The sequence below is a fragment of the Rhizobium sp. RU20A genome (assembly GCF_900155885.1).
Taxonomy (GTDB): domain Bacteria; phylum Pseudomonadota; class Alphaproteobacteria; order Rhizobiales; family Rhizobiaceae; genus RU20A.
In genome coordinates this window covers 740362-765916 of the sequence record NZ_FTMB01000001.1, presented here as the reverse complement: position 1 = coordinate 765916, position 25555 = coordinate 740362, and the positions used below count along the sequence as shown (strand labels likewise).

At 65.1% G+C, this 25555-nt stretch carries 24 protein-coding genes and 1 pseudogene; 18 read left to right on the top strand and 7 right to left on the bottom strand.

Annotated elements, in window-relative coordinates:
• Positions 1-69: 69 nt before the first annotated feature.
• From lipA to F3H41_RS03720, 4 genes and pseudogenes are all read left to right on the top strand, one after another.
• A complete protein-coding gene (gene lipA / locus F3H41_RS03735) occupies positions 70-1041 on the top strand; it encodes a lipoyl synthase (RefSeq protein WP_149737201.1) in 972 nt (323 codons plus the stop codon).
• A gap of 15 nt (positions 1042-1056) precedes the next feature.
• Positions 1057-1341: pseudogene (locus tag F3H41_RS03730) on the top strand (type II toxin-antitoxin system RelE/ParE family toxin).
• Between the two features lie 11 nt (positions 1342-1352).
• A complete protein-coding gene (locus F3H41_RS03725; protein ID WP_149737200.1) occupies positions 1353-1646 on the top strand; it encodes a HigA family addiction module antitoxin in 294 nt (97 codons plus the stop codon).
• A gap of 129 nt (positions 1647-1775) precedes the next feature.
• Entirely contained in the window at positions 1776-2228 is a 453-nt protein-coding gene (locus F3H41_RS03720; protein WP_149737199.1) for a type II toxin-antitoxin system RatA family toxin, read from the top strand.
• Between the two features lie 6 nt (positions 2229-2234).
• Here the strand turns inward: F3H41_RS03720 and F3H41_RS03715 are convergent, their stop codons facing one another.
• Together F3H41_RS03715 and F3H41_RS03710 are read right to left on the bottom strand one after the other, a co-directional pair.
• Positions 2235-2741, bottom strand: coding sequence for a CinA family protein (locus F3H41_RS03715; protein WP_149738202.1), 507 nt, complete (start codon positions 2739-2741; stop codon positions 2235-2237).
• Positions 2742-2749: 8 nt separating this feature from the next.
• A complete protein-coding gene (locus tag F3H41_RS03710) occupies positions 2750-3988 on the bottom strand; it encodes a bifunctional 2-C-methyl-D-erythritol 4-phosphate cytidylyltransferase/2-C-methyl-D-erythritol 2,4-cyclodiphosphate synthase (protein WP_149737198.1) in 1239 nt (412 codons plus the stop codon).
• 149 nt (positions 3989-4137) lie between these two features.
• Here F3H41_RS03710 and dusB point away from each other — a divergent pair, with 149 nt between their 5' ends.
• From dusB to hflX, 8 genes are all read left to right on the top strand, one after another.
• Positions 4138-5175 carry a tRNA dihydrouridine synthase DusB gene (gene dusB / locus F3H41_RS03705; protein WP_244616066.1) on the top strand — a complete coding sequence of 346 codons (1038 nt, stop codon included), beginning with the start codon at positions 4138-4140 and terminating at the stop codon, positions 5173-5175.
• Positions 5172-6326 (top strand): nitrogen regulation protein NR(II), encoded by a 1155-nt coding sequence (locus F3H41_RS03700; protein WP_149737196.1) that lies wholly within the window; start codon positions 5172-5174, stop codon positions 6324-6326. Before dusB ends, F3H41_RS03700 begins: the two co-directional genes overlap by 4 nt.
• The gene (ntrC, locus tag F3H41_RS03695) at positions 6326-7780 is read left to right on the top strand and encodes a nitrogen regulation protein NR(I) (RefSeq protein ID WP_149737195.1); all 1455 of its coding nucleotides are present in this window, start codon (positions 6326-6328) and stop codon (positions 7778-7780) included. The genes F3H41_RS03700 and ntrC overlap by 1 nt, the downstream gene beginning before the upstream one ends.
• Before the next feature lie 716 nt (positions 7781-8496).
• Positions 8497-10803 (top strand): PAS domain-containing sensor histidine kinase, encoded by a 2307-nt coding sequence (locus F3H41_RS03690; protein ID WP_149737194.1) that lies wholly within the window; start codon positions 8497-8499, stop codon positions 10801-10803.
• A complete protein-coding gene (locus tag F3H41_RS03685) occupies positions 10793-12157 on the top strand; it encodes a sigma-54 dependent transcriptional regulator (protein WP_149737193.1) in 1365 nt (454 codons plus the stop codon). The genes F3H41_RS03690 and F3H41_RS03685 overlap by 11 nt, the downstream gene beginning before the upstream one ends.
• A 48-nt stretch (positions 12158-12205) precedes the next feature.
• A complete protein-coding gene (trkA, locus tag F3H41_RS03680; RefSeq protein ID WP_149737192.1) occupies positions 12206-13582 on the top strand; it encodes a Trk system potassium transporter TrkA in 1377 nt (458 codons plus the stop codon).
• 194 nt (positions 13583-13776) lie between these two features.
• A complete protein-coding gene (gene hfq, locus F3H41_RS03675; RefSeq protein ID WP_149737191.1) occupies positions 13777-14019 on the top strand; it encodes an RNA chaperone Hfq in 243 nt (80 codons plus the stop codon).
• A gap of 75 nt (positions 14020-14094) precedes the next feature.
• Positions 14095-15420, top strand: a complete 1326-nt coding sequence (gene hflX, locus F3H41_RS03670) for a GTPase HflX (RefSeq protein WP_244616065.1) — start codon at positions 14095-14097, stop codon at positions 15418-15420.
• Between the two features lie 193 nt (positions 15421-15613).
• Here hflX and F3H41_RS21185 read toward each other — a convergent pair whose 3' ends face one another.
• Positions 15614-15772 (bottom strand): hypothetical protein, encoded by a 159-nt coding sequence (locus F3H41_RS21185; RefSeq protein ID WP_188129329.1) that lies wholly within the window; start codon positions 15770-15772, stop codon positions 15614-15616.
• Between the two features lie 9 nt (positions 15773-15781).
• Positions 15782-16687, bottom strand: a complete 906-nt coding sequence (locus tag F3H41_RS03665; RefSeq protein WP_149737189.1) for an alpha/beta hydrolase — start codon at positions 16685-16687, stop codon at positions 15782-15784.
• Positions 16688-16841: 154 nt separating this feature from the next.
• Here F3H41_RS03665 and F3H41_RS03660 point away from each other — a divergent pair, with 154 nt between their 5' ends.
• Positions 16842-17261, top strand: coding sequence for a MarR family transcriptional regulator (locus F3H41_RS03660; protein WP_244616121.1), 420 nt, complete (start codon positions 16842-16844; stop codon positions 17259-17261).
• A gap of 73 nt (positions 17262-17334) precedes the next feature.
• Here F3H41_RS03660 and F3H41_RS03655 read toward each other — a convergent pair whose 3' ends face one another.
• Entirely contained in the window at positions 17335-17712 is a 378-nt protein-coding gene (locus tag F3H41_RS03655; RefSeq protein ID WP_149737188.1) for a DUF971 domain-containing protein, read from the bottom strand.
• A 261-nt stretch (positions 17713-17973) separates the two neighbouring features.
• A complete protein-coding gene (locus tag F3H41_RS03650; RefSeq protein WP_149737187.1) occupies positions 17974-18672 on the bottom strand; it encodes an HAD family hydrolase in 699 nt (232 codons plus the stop codon).
• A gap of 202 nt (positions 18673-18874) precedes the next feature.
• On the opposite strand from F3H41_RS03650, the gene rpiA reads away from it, so the two are divergent.
• From rpiA to F3H41_RS03630, 4 genes are all read left to right on the top strand, one after another.
• Positions 18875-19567: a ribose-5-phosphate isomerase RpiA gene (gene rpiA, locus F3H41_RS03645; protein WP_149737186.1), complete on the top strand. Its 693-nt coding sequence runs from the start codon at positions 18875-18877 to the stop codon at positions 19565-19567.
• Positions 19568-19670: 103 nt separating this feature from the next.
• Positions 19671-20237 carry a DUF2059 domain-containing protein gene (locus F3H41_RS03640; protein ID WP_149737185.1) on the top strand — a complete coding sequence of 189 codons (567 nt, stop codon included), beginning with the start codon at positions 19671-19673 and terminating at the stop codon, positions 20235-20237.
• A 221-nt stretch (positions 20238-20458) separates the two neighbouring features.
• Positions 20459-21847 carry a glutathione-disulfide reductase gene (gor, locus tag F3H41_RS03635; RefSeq protein WP_149737184.1) on the top strand — a complete coding sequence of 463 codons (1389 nt, stop codon included), beginning with the start codon at positions 20459-20461 and terminating at the stop codon, positions 21845-21847.
• A gap of 142 nt (positions 21848-21989) precedes the next feature.
• Complete coding sequence (locus F3H41_RS03630; protein WP_149737183.1) at positions 21990-22232, top strand: hypothetical protein; 243 nt, start codon at positions 21990-21992, stop codon at positions 22230-22232.
• 242 nt (positions 22233-22474) lie between these two features.
• Here F3H41_RS03630 and F3H41_RS03625 read toward each other — a convergent pair whose 3' ends face one another.
• Positions 22475-23785: a TadE/TadG family type IV pilus assembly protein gene (locus tag F3H41_RS03625; RefSeq protein ID WP_149737182.1), complete on the bottom strand. Its 1311-nt coding sequence runs from the start codon at positions 23783-23785 to the stop codon at positions 22475-22477.
• 353 nt (positions 23786-24138) lie between these two features.
• On the opposite strand from F3H41_RS03625, the gene F3H41_RS03620 reads away from it, so the two are divergent.
• The gene (locus F3H41_RS03620) at positions 24139-25512 is read left to right on the top strand and encodes a 3-deoxy-7-phosphoheptulonate synthase class II (protein WP_149737181.1); all 1374 of its coding nucleotides are present in this window, start codon (positions 24139-24141) and stop codon (positions 25510-25512) included.
• Positions 25513-25555: the final 43 nt, after the last annotated feature.

Here is a 25555-nt window from a genome sequence, read left to right as displayed (position 1 = left end):
CTTTTTGATTCAGGCCGTCTATATAAGGCAGGTTGCCGGCGCGACCGGCGAGACGGGATCCTGAAACAGATGGTTACACTCTTCGATGCAGTCGCCGGCCGCGAGGCCCGTCCCCGCCACCCGGAAAAGGCGCATCGCCCCGATACGGAAGTGGCCCGCAAGCCCGACTGGATCCGTGTCAAGGCGCCGAACTCCCCCGGTTACATGGAGACGCGCCAGCTCGTGCGCTCCCACAAGCTCGTGACGGTCTGCGAAGAGGCGGGCTGCCCGAATATCGGCGAGTGCTGGGAAAAGAAGCACGCGACCTTCATGATCATGGGCGAGATCTGTACGCGGGCCTGCGCCTTCTGCAACGTGACGACCGGCAAGCCGAATGCGCTCGACATGAACGAGCCCGAAAACGTCGCCAAGGCCGTCAAGCAGATGGGTCTTTCGCACGTCGTCATCACCTCCGTCGACCGTGACGACCTCGCCGATGGCGGCGCCGAACATTTCGAAAAGGTGATCTTCGCGATCCGCGCTGCATCGCCGATGACGACGATCGAGATCCTGACCCCTGACTTCCTCAAGAAGCCCGGCGCGCTGGAGCGGGTCGTTGCCGCCAAGCCCGACGTCTTCAACCACAATATGGAAACCGTGCCCGGCAATTACCTGACGGTCCGCCCCGGTGCGCGCTATTTCCACTCGGTGCGCCTTCTGCAGCGCGTCAAGGAACTCGACCCGACCATGTTCACCAAGTCGGGCATCATGGTTGGCCTTGGCGAAGAGCGCAACGAAGTGCTCCAGCTGATGGACGACCTGCGCACCGCGGACGTCGATTTCCTCACGATCGGCCAGTACCTCCAGCCGACCCGCAAGCACCACAAGGTGGAAGCCTTCGTGACGCCGGAGGAGTTCAAGTCCTACGAGACGGTCGCCTATTCCAAGGGCTTCCTCATGGTCTCCTCCAGCCCGCTCACCCGCTCCTCCCACCACGCCGGCGACGATTTCGCCCGGCTGAAGGCCGCGCGCGAGAAGAAGGTGGCAGAAGCGGCGGCGTAGGGGCGCTGGTTTGTCGTGATTACCGGCTTTCGTGACAAGAGAACCGAAGGGTTGTTTTTGCGAAAGTCGGGGCACCGCGGCGTGCCAGGCGATATCGTTGCACGCGCGCGCCGCAAGCTATTGGCGATTGATGCCGCGGCGACGCTGGCCGATCTATAGGTTCCGCCCAGTAACCGACTGGAAAGCTTGAAAGGTGACCGAAGCGGCCAGTATTCTATTCGCGTCAACGATCAGTGGCGTATTTGCTTCCGTTGGCGTGATGGTGAAGCATTCGATGTCGAATTCTGTGACTATCATTGAGGATGTGCGCGATGTTTGTCCCCGACGATCCCATCCATCCCGGCGAGGTTCTTCGCGAGGATTTCATGGCGGAGTTCGATGTGACGGTCGCGCGTGTCGCCCGCGATCTCGGCGTCAAGCCGGATGTGGTCCAGGACCTCATCGATGAAAATGCCGCCATCACCGCAGAACTCGCCTTGCGTCTCTCCCGCTATTTCGCCACGAGCCCGGAGTTCTGGCTCAACCTTCAGCGAAGCTTCGATCTTGCCGTTGCGCTACGGACGGCGACAGGCCTTGATACGATAAGACCCGTTGCGGCAGCTTGACGTGCACGTGTGATCCCTTACTTGACGCCGTGTTTGAAGACGCGAAGCTTATCGGTGCAGAATTCGAAATCCCTGCCCGCGACCCCACGCCATCTTGCCAAGCGCCATCGGCGGGACTAACTGCCAGTCATGCCCAAGTTCGAGACACGCCGCCCCGTTCCCCATTCGCCCGAGCAGATGTTCGATCTCGTTGCCGATGTCGAGCGCTATCCGGAATTCCTGCCGCTGTGCGAGGGACTTTCGGTGCGCACGCGCAAGGCGCGGGACGGCAAGGAGCTGCTCGTTGCCGACATGACCATCGGCTACAAGGCGATCCGCGAGACCTTCACCACGCAGGTGTTGCTGAACAGGCCGGAGCTAGCCATCGACGTGAAATATATCGACGGCCCTTTCCGCTATCTCGACAATCGCTGGCGGTTCGAAAGCGCGGGCGAGGGGAAATGCAATGTGCATTTCTTCATCGACTACGAGTTCAAGAACATGATCCTCGGAGCGATGATGGGCGCCATGTTCGAGCGCGCCTTCCGGCTGTTTTCGGAAGCTTTCGAGAAGCGGGCCGACGCGATCTACAGCGCGGCGTGAGGGCGGTCAGGCCTTTGCAAAGGCAGCGTCCCGCAGCATCTCCAGCGCGGTGCTGAGCGTCGCAAGGCGCACGCCCGACCGGCCGAGATCGCCGTAGCGCATTTCCCGGTGCAGCCGCGTGCCGGACTTCGATCCCGCTGCGAGGTGGACGAGACCCACCGGCTTTTCCGCCGAGCCGCCGCCCGGCCCCGCAATCCCGGTGACGGCGACGGCGACGTCCGCGCGGGAGCGGGTGAGGGCACCCTCCACCATCTCCAGCGCCGTTTCCTTCGACACGGCACCGACACGCGCCAGGGTCTCTTCGCAAACGCCGAGCAGGTCGATCTTCGCCTCATTGGAATAGGTGACGAAGCCGCGATCGACGACGGCGGAAGAGCCGGCAATCTCCGTCAGGGCGCCGGCGATCAGCCCGCCCGTGCAGCTTTCCGCCGTCGCGGCCATGAGGCCGGCCGCCTTGAGGTCGGCGATGAGGCGTTCGGCCTCTGTTTCGATGTCGTCGGGCCAGAGGCTCATCCTGGCACTCATGCGGCGCTCCCGGGATAGATGACGGTGGCGGTGGCGATGGCGCAGATGCCTTCGCGCCGGCCGACGAATCCGATCGTCTCGTTGGTGGTGGCCTTGATCGAGCAACGGTCGAGGCTGATGCCGAGGAAGGCCGAGAGGTTCTCGCGCATGGCAAGGCGGTGCGGGCCGACTTTCGGCGCCTCCGCCACGATCGATATGTCCGCATTGGTGATGACACCGCCGCGTTCGCGCACGATCTCTGCGGCGCGCTCGAGGAAGATGCGCGAGGCCGCGCCCTTCCATTGCGGGTCCGACGGCGGGAAATGATCGCCGATATCGCCAGCGCCGCAGGTGGCGAGCAGCGCATCGGTCAGCGCATGCAGCGCGACATCGGCGTCGGAATGGCCCGAAAGCTTGCGGTCGTGCGGGATGAAGACGCCGCAGAGCGTCACGCCGTCGCCCTCGACCAGTTGATGCACGTCATAGCCATTGCCGGTGCGCACATCGGGAAAGGCGGCGGCGCGGGCGGTGAGCTTTTCGTCGGCCAAGGCAATATCCCTCTGTACGGTCAGTTTCACATTGTCCGGACTGCCCGTCACGAGGTGCACGGCAAGACCATGCCATTCGGCAATCGAGGCGTCGTCGGTAAAATCGTGCCGGCCGCTGGCCGCGGCGGCGCGGTGGGCGGCGAGAATATCGGTGAGCGCGAAACATTGCGGCGTCTGGGCGCCGTAGAGACCGGCGCGGGCGACGGTTTCCGAGACCTGTCCGGCAGGATCGGCGCGCTTGATCGTCTCGGCAATCGGCAGGGCCGGCAGGACGGCCGCCTTCCCCTCGATCAGCGCCGCGCGGCAGCGGTCGAGCAGGTCTTCATCGATGAAGGGGCGCACGGCGTCCTGGATGAAGGCGTGGGTGATGTCGGTGCCTGCAAGCGCGTCGAGGCCTGCGAGCACCGAGAGCTGCCGTGTCGGGCCGCCATGGATGAGGATGATGCGCGCGCGTGCGGCCTCGGACAGGCTGGCGAGCGCTGCCGCCATCAGCGCCCCGTCGTCGGGGTGGATGACGGCAACGATGGCGCCCGTCCCGGGCCAGGCCAGAATCACATCAAGCGTCCGGCGGATCACGGGCACGTCGCCGATGCGGCGATACTGTTTGGGGCCTTCGGCGGACTGGCCAGCGCGCTCGCCGCGGCCGGCCGCCACGACCACGAAACCGATCTTCGGCGCCGCGCCTGTTGAAATAACGTCGTCTGTCATGCTGCTTTGAGGCTTCCCGTTTGCCGTCGGCCGTGGTTTATCGTGCCGCACCGCACATGGCCAGCGGCACCGGCCCTGGCGTCCGAAATTTGTGCGTTGCCTTATAAAAGAGCTTGGCAATCCCCCGCGTATCTGTCTAAAAATAATGCATGAGCGCGGCTTGCCTGAAAGATATGCATTTGCTGAGTCCCACTCTATCATCTTCCTTCGTGATCGGCGACCTCGCCGTGCGCAATCGCGTCGTGCTGGCGCCCATGTCGGGCGTCACCGACGTCCCGTTCCGCCGGCTGGCCTTCGAGCACGGCGCAGGGCTCGTCGTGACCGAGATGGTCGCGAGCCGCGAACTCGTCGGCAAGGCGCGCGAATCCTTCCTGCGCATGGAGCATGCCGGTGGCAGGCCGCATATGGTCCAGCTGGCCGGCCGCGAGGCCGGATGGATGGCGGAGGCGGCGAAGGTCTGCGAGGCGAACGGCGCCGATATCGTCGATATCAACATGGGCTGTCCGGCCAAGAAGGTCATTGGCGGCTATTCCGGCTCGGCGCTGATGCGCGATCCCGATCACGCGCTCTCGCTGATCGAGGCGACGGTGAAGGCCGTGAAGATCCCCGTCACCGTCAAGATGCGGCTCGGCTGGGACGAGACGTCCATCAATGCGCCGCTGATCGCCCGCCGCGCCGAAGAGGCCGGCGTCGCCATGGTTACCGTTCATGGCCGCACGCGCATGCAGTTCTACACCGGCCGGGCCGACTGGGATGCGATCCGCGCCGTCCGGGACGTGCTCACCATTCCGCTCGTCGCCAATGGCGATGTCGATACGCGCGCGGATGCCGAGGAGATCCTGCGCCGCTCCGGCGCCGATGCCGTGATGATCGGGCGCGCCGCGCAGGGCCGCCCCTGGCATCCGGGCGTCGTCGCCGGCATGGCGCGGGAGCCAGACGCGGCGGGCATCGCCGCGATCTTCTCGGCGCATTATCGTGGCATGATGGACTTCTACGGCGAGAAAAGCGGGGTGCGTCACGCCCGCAAGCATGTCGGCTGGTATCTCGACCGCCATGCGGGCCACCTTGCACCCCAGGAAAAAGGGGCGATCATGACCTCGGATGTGCCGGCCGAGGTTCTGGCGCGGGTGGAGGCGGCGATTCTTTCGGCGCGTCCTGCCGGCTCAACGGGGGAGATGGCCGCATGACCAGCAAACGCCCGCTGCCCGACGGCATCAAGGACGCCAGCGCCCTGCCGCTCGCGGTCCTCAACGCCATCCAGAACCCGGTCATCATGGTCAACGAAACCGGCCATGTCGTCTTCGCCAACTGGGAGGCCGAATCCTTCTTCGGGGCCAGCGCCAACTATCTGGCGCGCCATGAAATCCGGGCTTTCATTCCCTTCGGCAGTCCGATCCTGACGCTGATCGACCAGGTGCGCGAGCGGCTGGCGCCGGTCAGCGAGTACCGCGTCGATCTGTCCTCGCCGCGGCTCGGCGCCGACAAGCTGGTGGATCTTTACGTGGCACCGGTCCCGGGCGCGGCGGGCTGCGTGGTCGTCGTCTTCCAGGAACGGTCCATGGCCGACAAGATCGACCGGCAGCTCACCCATCGCGGCGCGGCGCGTTCGGTCACCGGCCTTGCCTCCATGCTGGCGCACGAGATCAAGAACCCGCTCTCGGGCATTCGTGGCGCGGCGCAGTTGCTCGAAACCTCCGTCAATGACGAGGACCGGGCGCTGACGCGGCTGATCTGCGACGAGACGGACCGCATCGTCTCGCTGGTCGATCGCATGGAGGTCTTTTCCGACGAGCGGCCCGTGGACCGTGTGCCGCTCAACATCCATTCCGTGCTCGACCATGTGAAGGCGATCGCCAAGGCCGGCTTCGCGCGCCATATCAAGATCACCGAAAATTACGATCCCTCGCTGCCGCCGGTCTTTGCCAACCGGGACCAACTCGTGCAGGTCTTCCTCAATCTGGTGAAGAACGCGGCGGAAGCGATCGGCGACAAGCCGGATGGCGAGATCATGCTGACGACGGCCTATCGCTCCGGCATTCGCCTGTCGGTCGCCGGTACGCGCGAAAAGGTCTCGCTGCCGCTGGAATTCTGCGTGCATGACAATGGGCCCGGCGTTCCCTCCGACCTCCTGCCGCATCTTTTCGATCCCTTCATCACCACCAAGACCAATGGCTCGGGCCTCGGCCTTGCGCTGGTCGCCAAGATCATCGGCGGCCATGGCGGCATTGTCGAATGCGACAGCCAGGGCCACCGCACCACTTTCCGCGTTCTCATGCCGGCTTCCAAGGGGCTGACGGCCCCCGAAGACGGACCCATTCCGACAAAGGGCACATCCTGATGACTGGCGCCACGATCCTCGTTGCTGACGACGACGCAGCCATCCGCACCGTTCTGAACCAGGCGCTGTCGCGCGCCGGCTACGAGGTGCGCATCACCTCGAATGCCGCCACGCTCTGGCGCTGGATCGCCGCCGGCGACGGCGATCTCGTCGTCACCGACGTCGTCATGCCCGACGAAAACGCCTTCGATCTCCTGCCGCGCATCAAGAAGGCGCGGCCGGATCTGCCCGTCCTCGTCATGAGCGCCCAGAACACCTTCATGACCGCCATCAAGGCCTCGGAGAAGGGCGCCTACGACTACCTGCCCAAACCCTTCGACCTCACCGAGCTCATCGCCATCATCGGCCGGGCGCTTGCCGAACCGAAGCGCCGGCCGGCCAAGCTCGACGACGACAGCCAGGACGGCATGCCGCTGGTCGGCCGCTCCGCCGCCATGCAGGAAATCTACCGCGTGCTCGCCCGTCTCATGCAGACGGACCTGACGCTGATGATCACCGGCGAGTCCGGCACCGGCAAGGAGCTCGTTGCCCGGGCGCTTCACGATTACGGCAAGCGCCGCAACGGGCCCTTCGTCGCCATCAACATGGCCGCCATCCCGCGCGATCTGATCGAATCGGAGCTCTTCGGTCACGAGAAGGGCGCCTTCACCGGCGCGCAGCAGCGCTCCACCGGCCGTTTCGAACAGGCCGAGGGCGGCACGCTCTTCCTCGATGAAATCGGCGACATGCCGATGGACGCGCAGACGCGGCTCCTGCGCGTCCTGCAGCAGGGCGAGTACACGACCGTCGGCGGGCGCACGCCGATCCGCTCGGACGTGCGCATCGTCGCGGCCACCAACAAGGACCTCAAGCAGTCGATCAATCAAGGCCTCTTCCGCGAAGACCTCTACTATCGCCTCAACGTGGTGCCGCTGCGCCTGCCGCCGCTGCGCGACCGGGCGGAGGATATTCCCGACCTCGTGCGCCACTTCGTGCAGCAGGCGGAGAAGGAAGGTCTCGACGTCAAGCGCTTCGACCAGGAAGCGCTCGATCTCATGAAGACGCATCCCTGGCCGGGCAATGTGCGCGAGCTGGAAAACCTCGTGCGGCGGCTGACCGCGCTCTATCCGCAGGATGTGATCACCCGCGAGATCATCGAGGCGGAGCTGCGCGCCGACATTCCCGACAGCCCGATCGAAAAGGCATCGGCCCGCGCCGGCGCGCTGACGATCTCGCAGGCCGTGGAAGAGAATATGCGCCAGTATTTCGCAAGCTTCGGCGACGGCCTGCCGCCCTCAGGCCTTTACGACCGGGTGCTGGCCGAGATGGAATATCCGCTGATTCTCGCGGCCCTGACCGCCACGCGCGGCAACCAGATCAAGGCGGCCGACCTGCTCGGGCTCAATCGCAACACGCTGCGCAAGAAGATCCGCGAACTCGGCGTCTCCGTCTACCGTTCCTCGCGCGGCGCGTGACCGGGGCCGGCAGGGGCGGCTCGGTATTCGGTAGGGGCTTCTCGTCCATCCGTCCTTGCGGCCTTGAGCCGTAGCAAGACGCGCCCCGTCTGATTTCCTCCCTTGCGATGCGAGGCAAACGTCGTCGGGTGAGGGGGCGAATGTCTTGTCATAAGGCGAAAACATCTCCACCGTCATCCTTGGGCTTGACCCGAGGATCCATCTTTTCAATCATTTACGGCTGTGGCGGTGGATCCTCGGTGCGTTGGCCGAGGATGACCTGGAGGGGCGGTTCAGCCTCATGGGCCGTCAGGCGGACGGACAGGTCCGCGCCTCAATGACACAAGGCAAGACTGATGCATCATGCCATCGTGTCGGGTGCCCAAGGCCGGAATGACGGTGAACATGATGCAATCCGTTCCGGCCAACAGTGCAGCTTCAATTGCGTCGCCCAGCTCCATCACCCGGCAACCTTTCCCCCTCCGCTTGACTTGCTCCCGCAAAGCGTTGCATTTTCGCCACATTGGCTTGGTTGATGCGATCAACGGGGTTCGCAGCCGCGGCCGCTTCCCGCGTGCTTCCTGCAGATGACCGGTTCCGGTGTCGTGTCGGTTTCGATGCGATGGCGGAAGCGGGATCGGCTGGGGTGGCGCGCTCAGGAAAACGGGCGCACAGCGTCATAGGGACGACGTCGGACGCATAAGGCGCCCGGCATGGCAGGGGAAGGTGCAGGGTGAATGGCTGACGGGCTGGCGATACCGTCTGGAGCCGATGGCGAGACGGTCATCGTAGCGGACCGCCGCGCATCCTTTGCGCTTCCCGGCCTCGTGCTTGCCACGGGGGCGCTGGCCTGCGCCATCGTTTCGCTGCCGATCCTGCTCGGCCTGACGCCGATCCGGCCGGAGCGCAATGTCGTCATCGCCTGCGCAGCGATCAATGCGCTCTTCGTCGTCGGCCTCATCTTCCTGATTGGCCGGGAAATCACCCGGCTCCTGAAAGCCCGCAAGCGCGGTCGCGCCGCCGCCCGCCTGCATGTGCGCATCGTCGCGCTGTTTTCCATCGTCGCGATCACGCCCGCCATTCTGGTGGCGATCTTCGCCTCGATCACACTCGATGTCGGCCTCGACCGCTGGTTCTCGCTGCGCACCCAGTCGATCGTGCAGTCGTCGCTGAATGTCGCCAAGGCCTATGTGCTCGAAAATGCAAGCTATCTGCAGGGCCAGACCGCCTCGATGGCCAGCGATCTCGATCGCAACCGCCAGCTCTACAGCCTGGATCGCACCGGCTTCATCGAACTGATGACGCGCCAGGCGCGCGGGCGCGGCATGCTCGGCGCCTTTCTGGTCCGGGCGGACGGCAGCGCCATCGTGCAGGCCAACATTCCGACCGATCGGCCGCTGCCGGCCATCCCGACCGACGCGCTGAAAAGCACGGTGGCGGGACAGCCGACCCTCATTCCGCCCGGCATCACCAACCTCGTCGGCGCTGTCATTCCGCTCTCCAACATCCCCGGGACCTATCTCTACACCGTGCGCACGGTCGATCCCGAGGTGATGGATGCGATGCGGCTGATGGAGGAGAACACCGCCGAATACCAGTCCCTGCAGGCGGGACGCACCTCGCTGCAGCTCGCCTTTGGCGTTCTTTATCTCGGTTTTGCGCTGATCGTGCTGCTTGCCGCGATCTGGACCGCGATTGCGGTTGCCGACCGCATCGTCCGGCCGATCCGGCTTCTGATCAGCGCTGCCGATTCGGTCGCCTCCGGCGATCTCGGCGTGGTCGTTCCCGTGCGGGCCGTCGATGGGGACGTGGCGAGCCTTTCGAGCACATTCAACAAGATGATCGCCGAGATCCGCACCCAGCGCGACCAGCTGATGGAGGCGAAGGACGAGATGGATGATCGCCGCCGCTTCATCGAGGCGGTGCTGTCGGGCGTCACGGCCGCCGTCATCGGCGTCGAGGAAGACCGGCGCATCTCGATCGCCAACCCGTCCACCGAAGCCTTCCTCGCCAAGAATGCCCTCGATATCGTCGGCGAGCGGCTGATCGATGTGGCTCCCGAGATCGATGCGGTGCTGACGGAGGCGGCGGCGCGCCACCGGCCCGAGCATCGCCAGCAGATCAACATCATGCGCGGCGGCAAGGAGCGGACGCTGAACGTGCAGGTGACGCGCGAGGAATCGCACGACGCCAAGGACAGCTACGTCATCACCATCGACGATATCACGGATCTCGTCATCGCCCAGCGTTCCACCGCCTGGGCGGATGTGGCGCGGCGCATCGCCCACGAGATCAAGAACCCGCTGACGCCGATCCAGCTCTCGGCCGAACGTCTGAAGCGGCGCTATGGCCGGCAGATCGAGGAGGGCGATCGGGCCGTCTTCGACCAGTGTACGGACACGATCGTGCGGCAGGTGGAAGATATCGGCCGCATGGTGGACGAGTTCTCCTCATTCGCGCGCATGCCCAAACCCTCCAAGGAGCGGGCGGATCTGCGCGACATTCTCAAGGATGCCGTGTTCCTGCGCGAAATGGGCAGCAGCGACGTCACCTTCCTGCGGGATTTCGGCGACGAGCCGCTGGTCGGCGCCTTCGACGCGCGCATGCTCGGCCAGGCCTTCGGCAACATCGTCAAGAACGCGGTCGAGGCCATCGAGGCGCTGCCGCCGGATGCGGTGCGCGCCGAGCGCAAGGTTTTCGTGCGGGCGCGGGCGAACGAGCAGGATACGGGCTTCGTCGTCGACGTCATCGACAACGGCAAGGGCCTGCCGACCGAAAATCGTCATCGCATTCTCGAGCCCTACATGACGATGCGCGACAAGGGCACCGGGCTTGGCCTCGCCATCGTCAAGAAGATCATCGAGGACCATGGCGGCCATCTCGAGCTGCATGATGCCCCCGCCGATTTCGACGGCGGGGTCGGGGCCATGATCCGCATCATCCTTCCCCGCGCCCAGGTCGACGGCAACGATGCCGATGCCAAAGATGCCGGGGCGGCGGCGGACAAGACCGTGAACAATAAGGAAAAGACCTATGGCGGCTGACATTCTGGTGGTGGATGACGAGGCGGATATCCGCGACATCGTCTCGGGCATCCTGTCTGACGAGGGCCACGAGACCCGCACCGCGCATGACAGCGACAGCGCGCTGGCGGCCATCAACGACCGCCTGCCGCGGCTCGTCTTCCTCGACATCTGGATGCAGGGCAGCAAGCTCGACGGTCTGGCGCTGCTCGACGAGATCAAGACGCGCCATCCGGACCTGCCCGTGGTGATGATCTCCGGCCACGGCAATATCGAGACGGCCGTCTCCGCCATCCGGCGCGGCGCCTATGATTTCATCGAGAAGCCCTTCAAGGCCGACCGCCTGATCCTGATCGCCGAGCGGGCACTGGAGACCTCGAAGCTGAAGCGGGAGGTGTCCGAGCTGAAAAAGCGCTCCGGCGATCCGGTCGAACTGATCGGCACCTCCGTCGCTGTCTCGCAGCTGCGCCAGACCATTGATCGCGTCGCGCCCACCAACAGCCGCGTGATGATCAACGGCCCCTCCGGCTCCGGCAAGGAGCTGGTGGCGCGGATGATCCACCGCAAGTCCACCCGCGCCACTGGCCCCTTCGTGGTGCTGAATGCGGCGGCCATCACGCCGGAGCGCATGGAGATGGCGCTGTTCGGCACGGAGGGCACCTCCGGCCAGCCGCGCAAGATCGGGGCACTGGAAGAGGCCCATGGCGGCATTCTCTATCTCGACGAAGTCGGCGACATGCCGCGCGACACGCAGAACAAGATCCTGCGCGTGCTGGTCGACCAGCAGTTCGAGCGCGTCGGCGGCTCCAAGCGGGTCAAGGTCGATGTGCGCATCATCTCCTCCACCGCCTACAATCTCGAAAGCCTGATCGCCGAGGGCGCCTTTCGCGAGGATCTGTTCCATCGTCTCGCCGTGATCCCGGTCCGCGTTCCGGCGCTTGCCGAGCGGCGCGAGGACATTCCCTTCCTCGTCGACATGTTCATGCGCCAGATCAGCGAGCAGGCCGGTATCCGCGCCCGCAAGATCGGCGAGGATGCGCTCGCGGTTCTTCAGGCCCATGGCTGGCCGGGCAATATCCGCCAGTTGCGCAACAATATCGAGCGGCTGATGATTCTCGCCCGCAGCGACGGCCCGGATACGCCGATCAGTGCCGACATGCTGCCGAGCGAGGTCGGCGATACGCTGCCGAAGATTTCCGTGCAGGGCGACCAGCACATCATGACGCTGCCGCTGCGCGAGGCGCGCGAAATGTTCGAGCGCGACTATCTCATCGCGCAGATCAACCGCTTCGGCGGCAATATCTCGCGCACGGCGGAATTCGTCGGCATGGAGCGCTCGGCGCTGCACCGCAAGCTGAAGTCGCTCGGGGTCTGATCTCCGGGCGCTTTTTCCCTCCCTCCTTCCCGATAGCGGAACGGTTCCATGAAAGTCATCATCTGCGGCGCCGGCCAGGTCGGTTACGGGATCGCCGAGCGCCTCTCGCAGGAAGACAACGATGTCGGCGTCATCGACACGGCCGCCAGCCTCATCACCAAGATGACGGATACGCTGGATGTGCGCGGCATCGTCGGCCACGGCGCCCATCCGGATGTGCTGGCGAAAGCCGGCGCCGATCAGGCCGACATGATCATCGCCGTCACGCTCTATGACGAGATCAACATGGTCGCCTGCCAGGTGGCCCATTCGCTCTTCAACGTGCCGACCAAGATCGCCCGCATCCGCGCGCAGAACTATCTGAAGCCGGAATATTCCGATCTCTTCTCGCGCGACAACATGCCCATCGACGTCACCATCTCGCCGGAGATCGAGGTCGGCAAGATGGTGTTGCGGCGCATCGCCTTTCCGGGCGCCACCGATGTCGTGCGCTTTGCCGACGATCACATCGCCATGGTCGCGATCGAGTGCATGGAAGACTGCCCGGTGGTGGATACGCCGCTACGCCAGCTGTCCGAGCTTTTCCCGGATCTCATGGCGACCGTGGTCGGCATTTCGCGCGGCGGAACGCTGATCATTCCGCAGTCCGGCGATCATCTGCTGACCGGCGACGTCGCCTATGTCGTGTGCCAGCGCGATCACATCCGCCGCACACTGTCGCTCTTCGGCCATGAGGAGCAGGAGGCGGGCAGCATCGTCATTCTCGGCGGCGGCAATATCGGTTTCTACGTGGCGCAGATGATCGAGAAGCACCAGCCGAAAACCCGGCTGAAGATCGTCGAGGCGAGCCGCGAGCGGGCATTGCAGATCGCCGATGAATTGCGCTCCACCGTCGTTCTCAACGGCTCCGGCCTCGATCAGAAACTCCTGCAGCGCGCCGACATCGCCGACGCGGACCTGGTGGTGGCGCTGACCAACAACGACCAGATCAATATTCTGGGTTCCATGATGGCCAAGCGTCTCGGGGCAAAGGCGAGCCTCGTGCTCATCAACGACCCCGCCTATCACGACTTTTCCGACGATGCGGGCATCGACGCCACCATCAATCCGCGCGCCGTCACCATCTCCCGCATCCTGCAACAGATGCGCAAGGGCCGCATCCGCGCGGTCTATTCCGTGCAGCAGGGCAATGCGGAAGTGATCGAGGCCGAAGCGCTCGATACCTCGCCGCTCGTCGGCCAGTGCCTGCGCGATCTGGAATTGCCCGACGGCATCCGCATCGGCGCCCTCTACCGCGACGGCAAGGTGATCCGGCCGGACGGGGAAACGCGCATCCGCACGCGCGACCGGGTCGTGCTCTTCGCCAGCCAGGACGCGGTGCGCCATGTCGAGCAGCTTTTCCGCGTCAGCATCCAGTATTTCTGAGCCGCATCGGGGCCGAGAACGCCTTGCGACGACGGGCGCGCGGCTTTGCGCGACGGTTTTCGACATTGCGGAAGCCAAACCGATTTGATACCAAAACCGCTGGAGAGGCGGGGGGAATCTTGTCTGGTCTCCACGCAATGATTATTTGTTGACCATACCGGCTGCCAGTCGGACAATAAGAAAGAAGCGGCGCCATGGCGGAACGTTCTCAGAACCTGCAGGATCTTTTTCTCAATACGGTTCGCAAGCAGAAGATTTCCCTGACCATTTTTCTCATCAACGGCGTGAAACTGACGGGGGTCGTCACGTCATTCGACAATTTCTGCGTGCTCCTGCGCCGCGACGGGCATTCCCAGCTCGTCTACAAGCACGCCATCTCGACCATCATGCCGGGCCAGCCCATGCAGATGTTCGAGAGCGAAGACAGCGCATCCTGACGGTCTGATCCCATTACCAAGCATCCGAAGAAACACACATCCATCATTCCGGAACTCGAGACGCGGCGCGACGACATGCGCGCCGCCGTCATCGTGCCGGTCCTGAAAGCCGACCGGCGCAACACCGAGACGGTCGCCGCGCCCGAGCGGACGGACGAAAGCCGGCTCGAAGAAGCCGTCGGTCTCGCACTCGCCATCGATCTCGAGGTCGTCTGGCGCGCCGTGGTGCCGGTCGCCCAGCCCAAGCCCGGCACGCTGCTCGGCACCGGCAAGATCGAGGAGATCGGCCGGGCGCTGGTCGAGATGGATGCCGGCCTCGTCATCGTCGATCATCCGCTGACGCCCGTCCAGCAGCGCAATCTGGAGCGCGAGTGGAACGCCAAGGTCATCGACCGCACCGGCCTCATCCTCGAAATCTTCGGCCGCCGCGCCTCCACCAAGGAAGGCACGCTGCAGGTCGAGCTTGCCCATCTCAACTACCAGCGCGGCCGCCTCGTGCGCAGCTGGACCCACCTTGAGCGCCAGCGCGGCGGCGCGGGCTTCATGGGCGGTCCCGGCGAAACGCAGATCGAGGCCGACCGGCGCCTCTTGCAGGACCGCATCGTCCGGCTGGAGCGCGAGCTCGAACAGGTGCGCCGCACCCGCCAGCTGCACCGCGCCAAGCGCCGCAAGGTGCCGCATCCGATCGTGGCGCTGGTCGGCTACACCAATGCCGGCAAATCGACGCTCTTCAACCGGATCACCGGGGCAGGGGTGCTGGCCGAGGACATGCTGTTCGCCACGCTCGACCCGACGCTGCGCCGCATCAAGTTGCCGCAGGGCCGCATGGTGATCCTCTCCGATACGGTGGGTTTCATCTCCAACCTGCCCACCCACCTCGTCGCCGCCTTCCGTGCCACGCTCGAAGAGGTGCTTGAAGCGGACCTGATCCTCCACGTGCGCGATCTCTCCGACCCCGACAATGCCGCCCAGGCTGCGGATGTGACGCGCATCCTTGCCGATCTCGGCATCGACGAGAAGGAAGCCTCCGAGCGGATCATCGAGGTCTGGAACAAGATCGACGCGCTCGGCCCGGAAGCCCACGACGCGCTTGCCGAACGCGCCAGCGGCCGATCGGACGTCATGGCGATCTCGGCGATCACGGGCGAGGGCGTCGAGCCGCTGCTTTCCGAAATCACCCGCCGCCTCTCCGGCCTTGCCACGGAAACGACCATCACCCTGCCGGTCGATCAACTCGGCCTGCTTTCCTGGGTCTACGCCAATGCGGACGTGACGGCGCGCGAGGACAATGAGGACGGCTCGGTAACGCTCGACCTCACGCTTTCCGAAACCCAGGCCGCCGATCTCGACCGCAAGCTCGGCAACGGTCCGAAGCCGGTGCGGGAGGACTGGGAAGACTGAGGGTGGGCGGCCTTCCGCCATCCCCGGTTTTGTTCGCAAATCCCGACGTGAAGGTGGAAAAGCGGCGGTGGCCTCACCCTCCGTTATCTTCGGCCCCCGAGCCAAGGATTCGTCGCCAAGGGCGCAGAGGGCCGCATGGGTCCTCGGGGCTAGCCCGAGGACGACGTGGAGGGTGGGGCACCCTCTTTTCCCGTCATTCCGGCTGTGAGCCGGAAACCAGCCAGCCCAAGTCCTTGGGATGAATGACATTTTCGACGTGGATACGCACGTCGGCTGGATTCCGGCTCAAGGCCGGAATGACGGACGTGATAGGCTTGCGCCATCCCTCGCACGACCACTCAGCTGTCGTCATGACTGATCCTCACGCCGCCTGCCGCTTCTCCACCTCAGCCACGAAGCCGACGATCCGCGCCAGCACGGGGGCTGCGGAGACGATGCGGCGGTGGCCGTAGCCGTTGGCCCAGAAGAGGTCGGCGCCCGGCACCGCTTCCCCATAGGCGCGGGCGTGGTGGGCGGCGACTTCCTTGTCGTCCTCGGCATGGACGATCAGCATGGAAAGGTCGGCGCCGGCCAGCATCTCGGCGGCAGAGAAACCGTCGAGCGAGCGGCCGGCGCGGCGTTCGACAATCGCCTCCATGGCGCGCTGCGTCTGCGGCTTCAGCCGCATCAGCTTGCCGAAATCGGTGAAGAGCCAGCGCATCTCGCTCGGCGAGCCGATGGTGACGAGGGCGCTGGGCCGGTGGACCGGCAGACCGCGGAGCACGCCACCGGCGGCAACCGCCTGGGCGGCCCCGCCGAAGGAATGGCCGACGCCGGCGTCAAAGGGCCCGTAGCGGCGCCAGGCGGCATCGATCGCCTTCACCGCCTCGATCATCGTCAGGAACCGCCCGGAGGCGCCGCCATGGCCCGGCCAGTCGAGCGCCACGACCTCGGCGCCACCAGCCGTCAACGCGTCGATCAGTGCCGTCATGTAGTCGATGCGCGAGCCCCAGCCATGGGTGACGAGAATGCGGCGCTGCGGCTGCGGCGTCACGGCCGGGAAAAGGTGCGCGAGCGCCGCGCCGCCTTCAAAGGGAAGGATCTCGCGCTTTGCCCGCGCCATCACGCCCTGCGCGGCGGCAAAGACCTGTTTCTCCTTCGCCCGGCGCGGCGCCTTGGGCGGGGCGAGCGAAAAGACCGCGAGGCCAAGGCGGGCGGCGGCGGCCGGCGAAACGGTCTGCACCGCGCCGATGAGGTGACGGATGACGGCTAGGCTAAAGGATGCCATAGTGGGGGTCCGATTTCTGTTCAATCTTGAACAATAAAGGCCAACCTTGAACAAAGTGCAAGTCTCTTCTGACGATGCCGTCGCCGGGAGCGCGCCGCAGACCGCTGCCGCCGCTCCAACCGTTCCATGGGATCATCCACGCTTTTCCAGCTGGATCTCGATCGGCCAGGCCTGCCAGCTGATGCAGCAGTCGCTCGCAAGGTCGCTGGCGCCGCTCGACATCAAGCCGCCGCATCTCGACATTCTCGTCAATCTCTACCGCTTCGAGGGCATTTCGCAGCAGGCGCTGGCCCGCAAGCTGCTGGTCGGCCGGTCCAATATGAGCATGCTCCTGCCGCAGCTCGAAAAGCGCGGCCTCATCGAGCGGCGCGGCGACGAGAAGGATCGGCGTGTGCTGCGGCTCTTTCTGACGGAGACCGGCCGCGGGCTGACGCAGGAGGCGATGGTGATCCAGACGGCGCTGATCGAGAAGATGCTGGGCACGGCGCCGGTCGAGGATTGCGAGGCGGTGGCCCGCTCCATGCAGCGCGTCATCGCCCTGCTGCTTGCCGAACAGGCGGGCGAGGAGGGCTGAGCGGGCCTGCTGCTGACCCTTCTCCCCCTCGGTGAGAAGGTGGCCTGAGGGGTCGGGCGCCCGGCTCGCCGCTTTACCGCGGCCGCTCGGCCCTGTCCCGGCTCATGCCCTTGTCGGCGAGCTCCTGCTCATAGGCGGCGAAGAGGTCCGCACCGGTTTCTCCCAGCGTGCGCAGATAGGACCAGGTGAAGATGCCGCTGTCGTGCATGTCGTCAAAGCCGATGCGCACGGCATAGTTTCCGGTCGGCGTCACCGTCAGGATCGCCACGTCGCGCTTGCCGGGCACCGTCACCTTCTGGCCTGGACCATGGCCCTGCACCTCGGCCGACGGCGACAGCACCCGCATCATCTCGGCCGGCAGCGCAAAGTGCGCGCCATCGGCAAAGGTCACCGTCAGGGTGTGGCGGTCCTTGGAAACGCGCAGTTCGGTCGGTCTGGTCTGGTCGGTCATAGGATGTCCTTGCTGCGTTCGGCTGCCGGGATCTGCAGCATGCGTGTGGCCTCGTTGCAGTTCCTCGATCGGCTCACGGCTCACCGCATCCGTCATCCTCGGGCTTGACCCGAGGATCCACGCCGCGAGCGTATCGGGTGCCGGTGGATTCTCGGGTCAAGCCCGAGAATGACGGCGGTCGAGAGGGCGGGTCCGCCGGTGCGGTGCAGCCCGTGTTGGGCCTGACCTACAACCAAACACCCCCCACCGCAACGTGTCGCCTCACCGCCCCGTCAACCGCTCAAACAGCGCGGCATCGAGTTCATCATAGTGGTCAATGACATGATCGGGCGACAGTTCGCTGATGTGGACGTCCGTGTAGCCGAAGGGCACGCCAAGCGCGGCGACGCCGGCATTGCGCGCGACCAGCATGTCGTTCACGCTGTCGCCCACCATCACCGTCGTCTCCGGCGTGCCGCCGGCCAGCCGGATGGTGCCGAGGAGATGGTCGGCATGCGGCTTGCGGACGGGGAAGGTATCGGCGCCGGTGATCGCCGCGAAATGCTTCGTGAGATCCAGCGCTTCAAGCAGCCGCCGCGCCGGTCCCTCCAGCTTGTTGGTGCAGACGGCGGCCGCGATCCCCGCCGCGTCGAGACGGTCGAGCGCCTCGATCAGGCCGGGAAAGGGACGCGATGCGCCCGGCATCTGGCTGGTATAGTGCTCAAGGAAGATCGCCTGAAGCCGGTCGAGCGTGTCGGTCGAAAGCGCCCGGTCGCGCAGCGCAAAGGCCCGCGTGATCATCGCCCGCGAGCCGTGGCTGAAGGCGATGTTCAGCTCGTCCCGGGTCACTGGCTCCAGTCCTTCGCCGGCTATCGAATGATTGGTGCTGGCGACGAGATCGGGCGCCGTATCGATCAGCGTGCCGTCGAGATCGAAGACGACGAGCGGGCGAGGGGCGGCGGCAGAAGAGGCTGAGGACATCGGGCAGGGGCTCCGGGCGAGAAGGTCTGGCACGATGGATATAGCCCCCGCGCCTGTGTGCAAGCCGTTTTCGCGCGGGGCCGCGCTTTCATTTGCACTTTCGTTTGCTCCGGCCAGCGTGTAAACGTCCAGACGCAATCCGGGCCGCGCCTCACGGGCGCCGACGATCCGGAAACAGGAAACAACGGGAGCGAACGGCGCGATGGACGCCCGTCAGATGAAGATCAAGGCCGCCGAGGCGGCGCTTTCCCATGTCGAGGACGGCATGCGGCTTGGTATCGGCACCGGATCGACGGCGGAAGAATTTGTCCGTCTTCTGGCCGAGAAGGTGGCGGGGGGCATGCGCATCGAAGGCGTGCCGACCTCCGAGCGCACGGCGCGGCTCTGCCTCGAACTCGGCATCAGCCTGAAGTCGCTCGACGAGCTGCCCGAACTCGACCTCACCATCGACGGCGCCGACGAGGTTGATGGCAAGCTTCGCCTCATCAAGGGCGGTGGCGGCGCGCTGCTGCGCGAGAAGATCGTCGCAGCCGCCTCGGCGCGCATGATCGTGATTGCCGACGAGACCAAGGTCGTCGATACGCTCGGCGCCTTCAAGCTGCCGATCGAGGTGAATGCGTTCGGCCTCGTGGCGACCCGCAAGGCGGTGGAGAAGACCGCGGCGCGTCTGGGACTTTCCGGCGAGATCGTGGTGCGCGAGGGCGGCGATGGCCCCTTCATGACGGATGGCGGCCATCTCATTCTCGATGCATCTTTTGGCCGTATTCCTGATCCAGAAGCGCTCGCAAGTGCGCTCAATTTCATTCCCGGCGTGGTCGAGCACGGCCTATTCATCGGCATTGCCTCGCTTGCGATCATTGCCGGCCCGGATGGCGCCCGCACGCTTTCGGCCTGAAGGCCACCCAAGACAAGCGGGGGGCCGAACCCGGCCCGCCGCCGATAGACGTCCGGCCCCCGGTCTTCCGGCGCGGTCGCCAACAGACAGGAGCAATGACACGATGAACAAGATTTCCGGCTTCGGGAAGGTTCTCGCCACCGCCGCCCTTCTCGCCGCGCTCGCGGCGCCCGCCGTGCGCGCCCAGGAAGTGACGGAAGAGCAGCTGAAGGCGGCCCGCGCCACCATCACTGCGCTTGGCGTCACCAACAGCTTCGACAATATCCTGCCGAACCTTGCCGAGCGGCTGAAGAACACGCTGATCCAGGCCTCGCCGAACCATCAGGACCTGATCACCGCCACCGTCGATGAAAAGGCGCTTGCGCTCGCCGCCCGCCGCGCCGACCTCGAAAACGAGGCTGCGACCATCTACGCCAAGACCTTCACGGTCGACGAGCTGAACGCCATCTCCGCCTTCTACAATTCCGAAGCCGGCAAGAAGCTCCTCAACAACGGCCCGATCGCGTCCCGCGAACTCCTGAAGGCCGCCGACATCTGGGCCGCCGGCATCTCCCGCGACCTCAGCCAGGAAGCCACCAAGTCGCTGGACGAAAAGATCGGCTCGGAAACCCCCGCCCAGGGCGCCGCCGACATGCCCGTCGCCACCCCGGACGCGCAGCCGCAGCAGTAAGCCCTGCCGCGCAATAGACATTCCTAAACCCGGTCGATGCGTGTCGGCCGGGTTTTTTGATGGGCTCAGCGGCGCTGGCCACCATCTGCCACACGCACCACCCTTCCCACACCCGCCCCCGATACCCTATATCTGCCGCATCGGCCGTCATCTCCGGCGGTCCCATCTTTGTCCGGCGGCGGTTCTCGCTTTCAGTCCGGGGTTTTCGTGAGGGATTGAGCATGGCGGGCAGGGATTATGATCTCTTCGTGATCGGCGGCGGGTCGGGCGGGGTGCGCAGTGCCCGGCTGGCGGCGTCGATGGGCAAGAAGGTGGCCATTGCCGAGGAGTTCCGGTTTGGCGGGACCTGCGTGATCCGGGGCTGCGTGCCGAAGAAGCTCTATGTCTATGCCTCGCAGTTTCCCGAGCATTTCGAGGATGCGGAAGGCTTTGGCTGGACGGTCGGCGCGCGCAGCTTCTCCTGGGAGACGCTGGTTGCCGCCAAGGAGAAGGAGATCACGCGGCTCGAAGGCCTCTATCGCAAGGGTCTCGACAATGCCGGCGCCGAGATCGTCGAGAGCCGGGCGGAACTTTTGGATGCCAATACGGTCCGGCTTCTGGCGGACGGGCGCACCGTCACGGCCGAGCGGATCGTGATCGCCGTCGGCGCGCGGCCGCAGGCGCCGGCCGGGCTTGTCGGGGCCGAGCACTGCATCAGCTCCAACGAGGCCTTCGATCTCAAAAGCCTGCCCAAGTCCATCCTGATTTCCGGCGGCGGCTATATCGCGGTCGAGTTCGCCAATATCTTCCATGGCCTCGGCGTCGAGACGACGCTGATCTATCGCGGCGCGGAGCTGCTGTCGCGGTTCGACGGCGATATGCGGCGCGGGTTGATGGCGGCGATGCAGGCCAAGGGCATCAAGATGATTCTCGGCGACGTCATCACCGCTGTGACGGTGGACGGCGAGGGACGGCGCCTGGTCGAGACCGGCCAGAACGGCCAGATGGTGGTCGATCAGGTGATGCTGGCGACGGGCCGCGTGCCCAACACCGCCGGCCTCGGGCTCGAAGCGGCCGGCGTCAACACCGACGATCGCGGCGCGATCCGCGTCGATGCCTTCTCGCGCACCAGTGCGGCCGGCGTCTATGCGCTCGGCGACGTCACCGACCGCGTGCAACTGACGCCGGTCGCGATCCACGAGGCCATGTGCTTCATCGAGACCGAATACAAGCACAATCCCACCTCGCCGGACCACGACCTCATCGCCACCGCCGTCTTTTCGCAGCCCGAGATCGGCACGGTCGGCCTCTCCGAAGAGGACGCCGTCAAGACATATCCGGCGGTCGATGTGTTCCGCGCCGAGTTCCGGCCGATGAAGGCGACGCTGTCCGGCCGCACGGAAAAGACGATCCAGAAGATCGTCGTCGATGCCGAGACGCGCAAGGTGCTGGGCGTCCATATTCTCGGCCACGATGCCGGCGAGATGGCGCAGCTGCTCGGCATTGCACTGAAGGCCGGTGTGACCAAGGACGATTTCGACCGCACCATGGCGGTGCATCCGACCGCCTCCGAAGAGCTCGTCACCATGTATCAGCCGAGCTATCGTCTTCGCGATGGTGTCAGGCAGTAGAATAGTCAAAACAACAGGATGCAGAGAATGGATCGGATTTTACCGATGGCTGTTAAGGGGAGGGTAAGGCTGGTTCGGACTTCTTCTGACAGGGGCTGAAAACTCACCTATAGTGGCATCATTCCTGTGTCGGAGATGCCCGATGGCGTTCGCAAGTGCTGTGTCTGAACCCATAATCCACCAGCCCGCCCCGGCCACCGTGGCGCGCCCGCGCGGCCGCGTTGTCGTCGAGCCGGTGCTGGTGACGCGCACCATGCGTCGCGGCGGTCGCAACTGGGCGATGCTTCTCACCTTCTCCGTGGTCTGCTTCGGCATGGTCGCGGTCGCCGCCGGCAGCCTTTATGGCCTCGTCCGCGCCGGCGTCTGGGCTGCCGGTCTCGTCTGATCGGCCTGCATCCCATTGAGGCGTGCCGGCTGTTTCCGGCATTGCGGCGCTTTACCCATTGCAATGAATGAATAAGCCAGGAGCCTGACACCAGGCAGGCGGGTGCACGCGGTGCACCCGCCTTTTCGTGCGTCGTCATGCGGCGCCGATCGCTTCCGGCCGCCTTGTGCACAAACGACAATGCCGGCGGTTGCCGGCACAGGCTTCGCTGCATTTTCGGTGGAGAGTGCCGGTCGCCCGCCTCACGTGGTGAGGTGCGGGCTCTGGATGACACGGTGGAACAGGGCCTTCATCGCCGCGTCGATGCCCTCGGTCGGGCTGACTTCGAAGAACAGGCCGGGAGAGGCGCAGGCTTCCATGCGGCCGGCAATTTCACCCTGGAAGGGCTTGATCCAGTCATTGTACCAGCCATTGGTCGGCAGCGGCAGGTAGGTGGTGTAGAGCACCGCGATGCGGATGCCGCGATCCTTGAGCGCCTTGCAATAGGTAATGTCGATCGGCTCCTGGCAGCGGCCGCCGGTCGTCTTCTTGGTGCAGGTCGAGGGCTTGTAGCTGTCGCCGACACCGTCGCTGACGAAGAAGACGATCTTCTCGCGGTCGCTGGTCGAGGCGCCCGTGCCCGGCTTGCCGATCTCGGCGCTGATCTTCGTCAGGGCGTTGTCGAAGCTGGTCTGCTGGTCGTTGTCGTAGCCCTGGTAGGGGATGCTCATCAGCTTGATGGAATCGGTCTTCTTCTTGACCGATGTCAGGTTGCTCGTCAGGGACGCCACCTTCTGCAGCTTCAGATCCTCGGCCTTTTCGCCGAACGTATAGGCCGCCATGCGGAACTGCTGGGCAAATTGCATCTGCGCCTTGGCCTCGTCCATCAGCGAGGCGGTCGCTTGCGCGACGACGTCGATGCGGATGGTGGCGCCGATCTTGCGGGCGAGGTTGTAGTAGCTGTTCTTGTCGTCCTTGCCGTTGTCGACGATGTGGCAGGCAAAGGCACACTGATCGGGCGTCGCGTTGACCAGCTTGTCGATATCAGCGGGTGTCGCGCCGACCCCCATGGATGGGGTGTTGTCGAGCAGCATGTAGAAGTCCATGAAGGACTGCGTCTGCAACTGCGCCGAGGCCGTGCCGGAGACGGTGATCGCATCCTTGCCGAGGATGCGCAGCAGCGTCGTCGGAATCTCCAGCGAATAGGAGATTTCGGCCGTGAGGGTTCGGCCGTTCTTGGTCACGGTTCCGGTAAAGGGCATGATCTGCTGGCCGAGTTCGTCCGGCTTGTCATCGCGCTGGCCCTTGGCAAGGCGTGCCATGGCATCGCTGCCCACCGCCACGATGCCGTCGCCCTTCATGGCCATGGCCGCCTTCACGGTTTCTGAATTGGCCGCGAGAACGCCGAGCGCCGCCGTATCAGCCTGGGCGCGCAGATCATACTGGGCTTTGAGGACGCGGGCAAAATCCACCGACAAGCCCGCCGCGCCCACTACGGGAACCGCGGTCAGAGCGAAAAGCATCGCGAAATTGCCGCCGCGGTCTTTCCAGAAATTCGAAAAGGTGAGGCTCATGTGTCATCCTGACTTGATGCGGAACGCAGGCACGGCGCCGCAGTCTCTGCTCCCGTCATGTTGCTGGCAGGCTACGGCACGTTCCTTTCGGAAGTGTTCCGTCAATCCGTAGAGATTTATGGATGTGTCGCTCAAGCACGCGTTAATCCGTTCTTCACGCTTGAAAGCCCGCCTTGGCCCGGTCCTGCGGGCGGCGTGCGCGTGTCGCCAAGCCGCTAGCTTTCGCCACCGTTAACGTTTATAAGCCCGCATCCCTTTCGGCCCCCGCACGGTGCGCGGGCGAGGCGGGTGCGCGGGGCGAGTGGCCCGTAAGGGCGCTGGCGCCCATGCGCTACGGAGTTGAGGTAAACGACATGGCACAGAATTGGACCCCGAACAGCTGGCGGAACATGCCCATCCAGCAGGTGCCGGACTATCCGGACGCGGCAGCGCTGGAGGCGACCGAAGCCCGCCTCGCGAAATTTCCGCCGCTGGTCTTTGCCGGCGAAGCCCGTCGCCTGAAGGCCTCGCTCGCCAAGGTCGCCGAAGGCCAGGGTTTCCTGCTGCAGGGCGGCGACTGCGCCGAAAGCTTTGCCGAACACGGCGCCGATACGATCCGCGACTTCTTCCGCGCCTTCCTGCAGATGGCGGTGGTGCTGACCTTCGGCGCCCAGCAGCCGGTGGTCAAGGTCGGCCGCATTGCCGGCCAGTTCGCCAAGCCGCGTTCGTCCAACATCGAGACGCAGAACGGCGTATCGCTGCCGTCCTATCGCGGTGACATCATCAACGGCATCGAGTTCACGGAAGAGGCCCGCGTGCCCAATCCGGAACGCCAGATCATGGCCTACCGCCAGTCGGCCGCGACGCTCAACCTTCTGCGCGCCTTCGCCATGGGTGGCTATGCCAACCTCGAAAACGTGCATCAGTGGATGCTGGGCTTCGTCAAGGACAGCCCCCAGGCCGAGCGCTACCGCAAGCTCGCCGACCGCATTTCCGAAACCATGGACTTCATGAAGGCCATCGGCATTTCCGCAGAAAACCACCCGGGCCTGCGCGAAACCGACTTCTTCACCAGCCATGAGGCGCTGCTGCTCGGCTACGAGCAGGCTCTGACGCGCGTCGATTCCACCTCCGGCGACTGGTACGCCACCTCCGGCCACATGATCTGGATCGGTGACCGCACGCGCCAGCCCGACCATGCCCACATCGAATACTGCCGCGGCATCAAGAACCCGATCGGCCTGAAGTGCGGCCCGTCGCTGACGGGCGAGGGGCTTCTGGAGCTCATCGATCTCCTCAACCCCGCCAACGAGGCCGGCCGCCTGACGCTCATCTGCCGCTTCGGCCATGACAAGGTCGCCGAGCACCTGCCGCGCCTCATCCGTGCCGTCGAACGCGAGGGCAAGAAGGTCGTCTGGTCCTGCGATCCGATGCACGGCAACACGATCACGCTCAACAATTACAAGACCCGTCCCTTCGAGCGGATCCTGTCGGAAGTCGAAAGCTTCTTCCAGATCCACCGCGCCGAAGGCACCCATCCGGGCGGCGTGCATATCGAAATGACCGGCAATGACGTGACGGAATGCACCGGCGGCGCCCGCGCGCTCTCCGGCGCCGATCTCGGCGACCGCTACCACACCCATTGCGACCCGCGCCTCAATGCTGATCAGGCTCTGGAGCTCGCCTTCCTGCTCGCCGAGCGCATGAAGACCGGCCGCGACGAAAAGCGGATGGTCGTCAACGGCTGATCGGCCGCGACAGGGCTGAACCGAAAGGGCGGTCCGCTTCGGC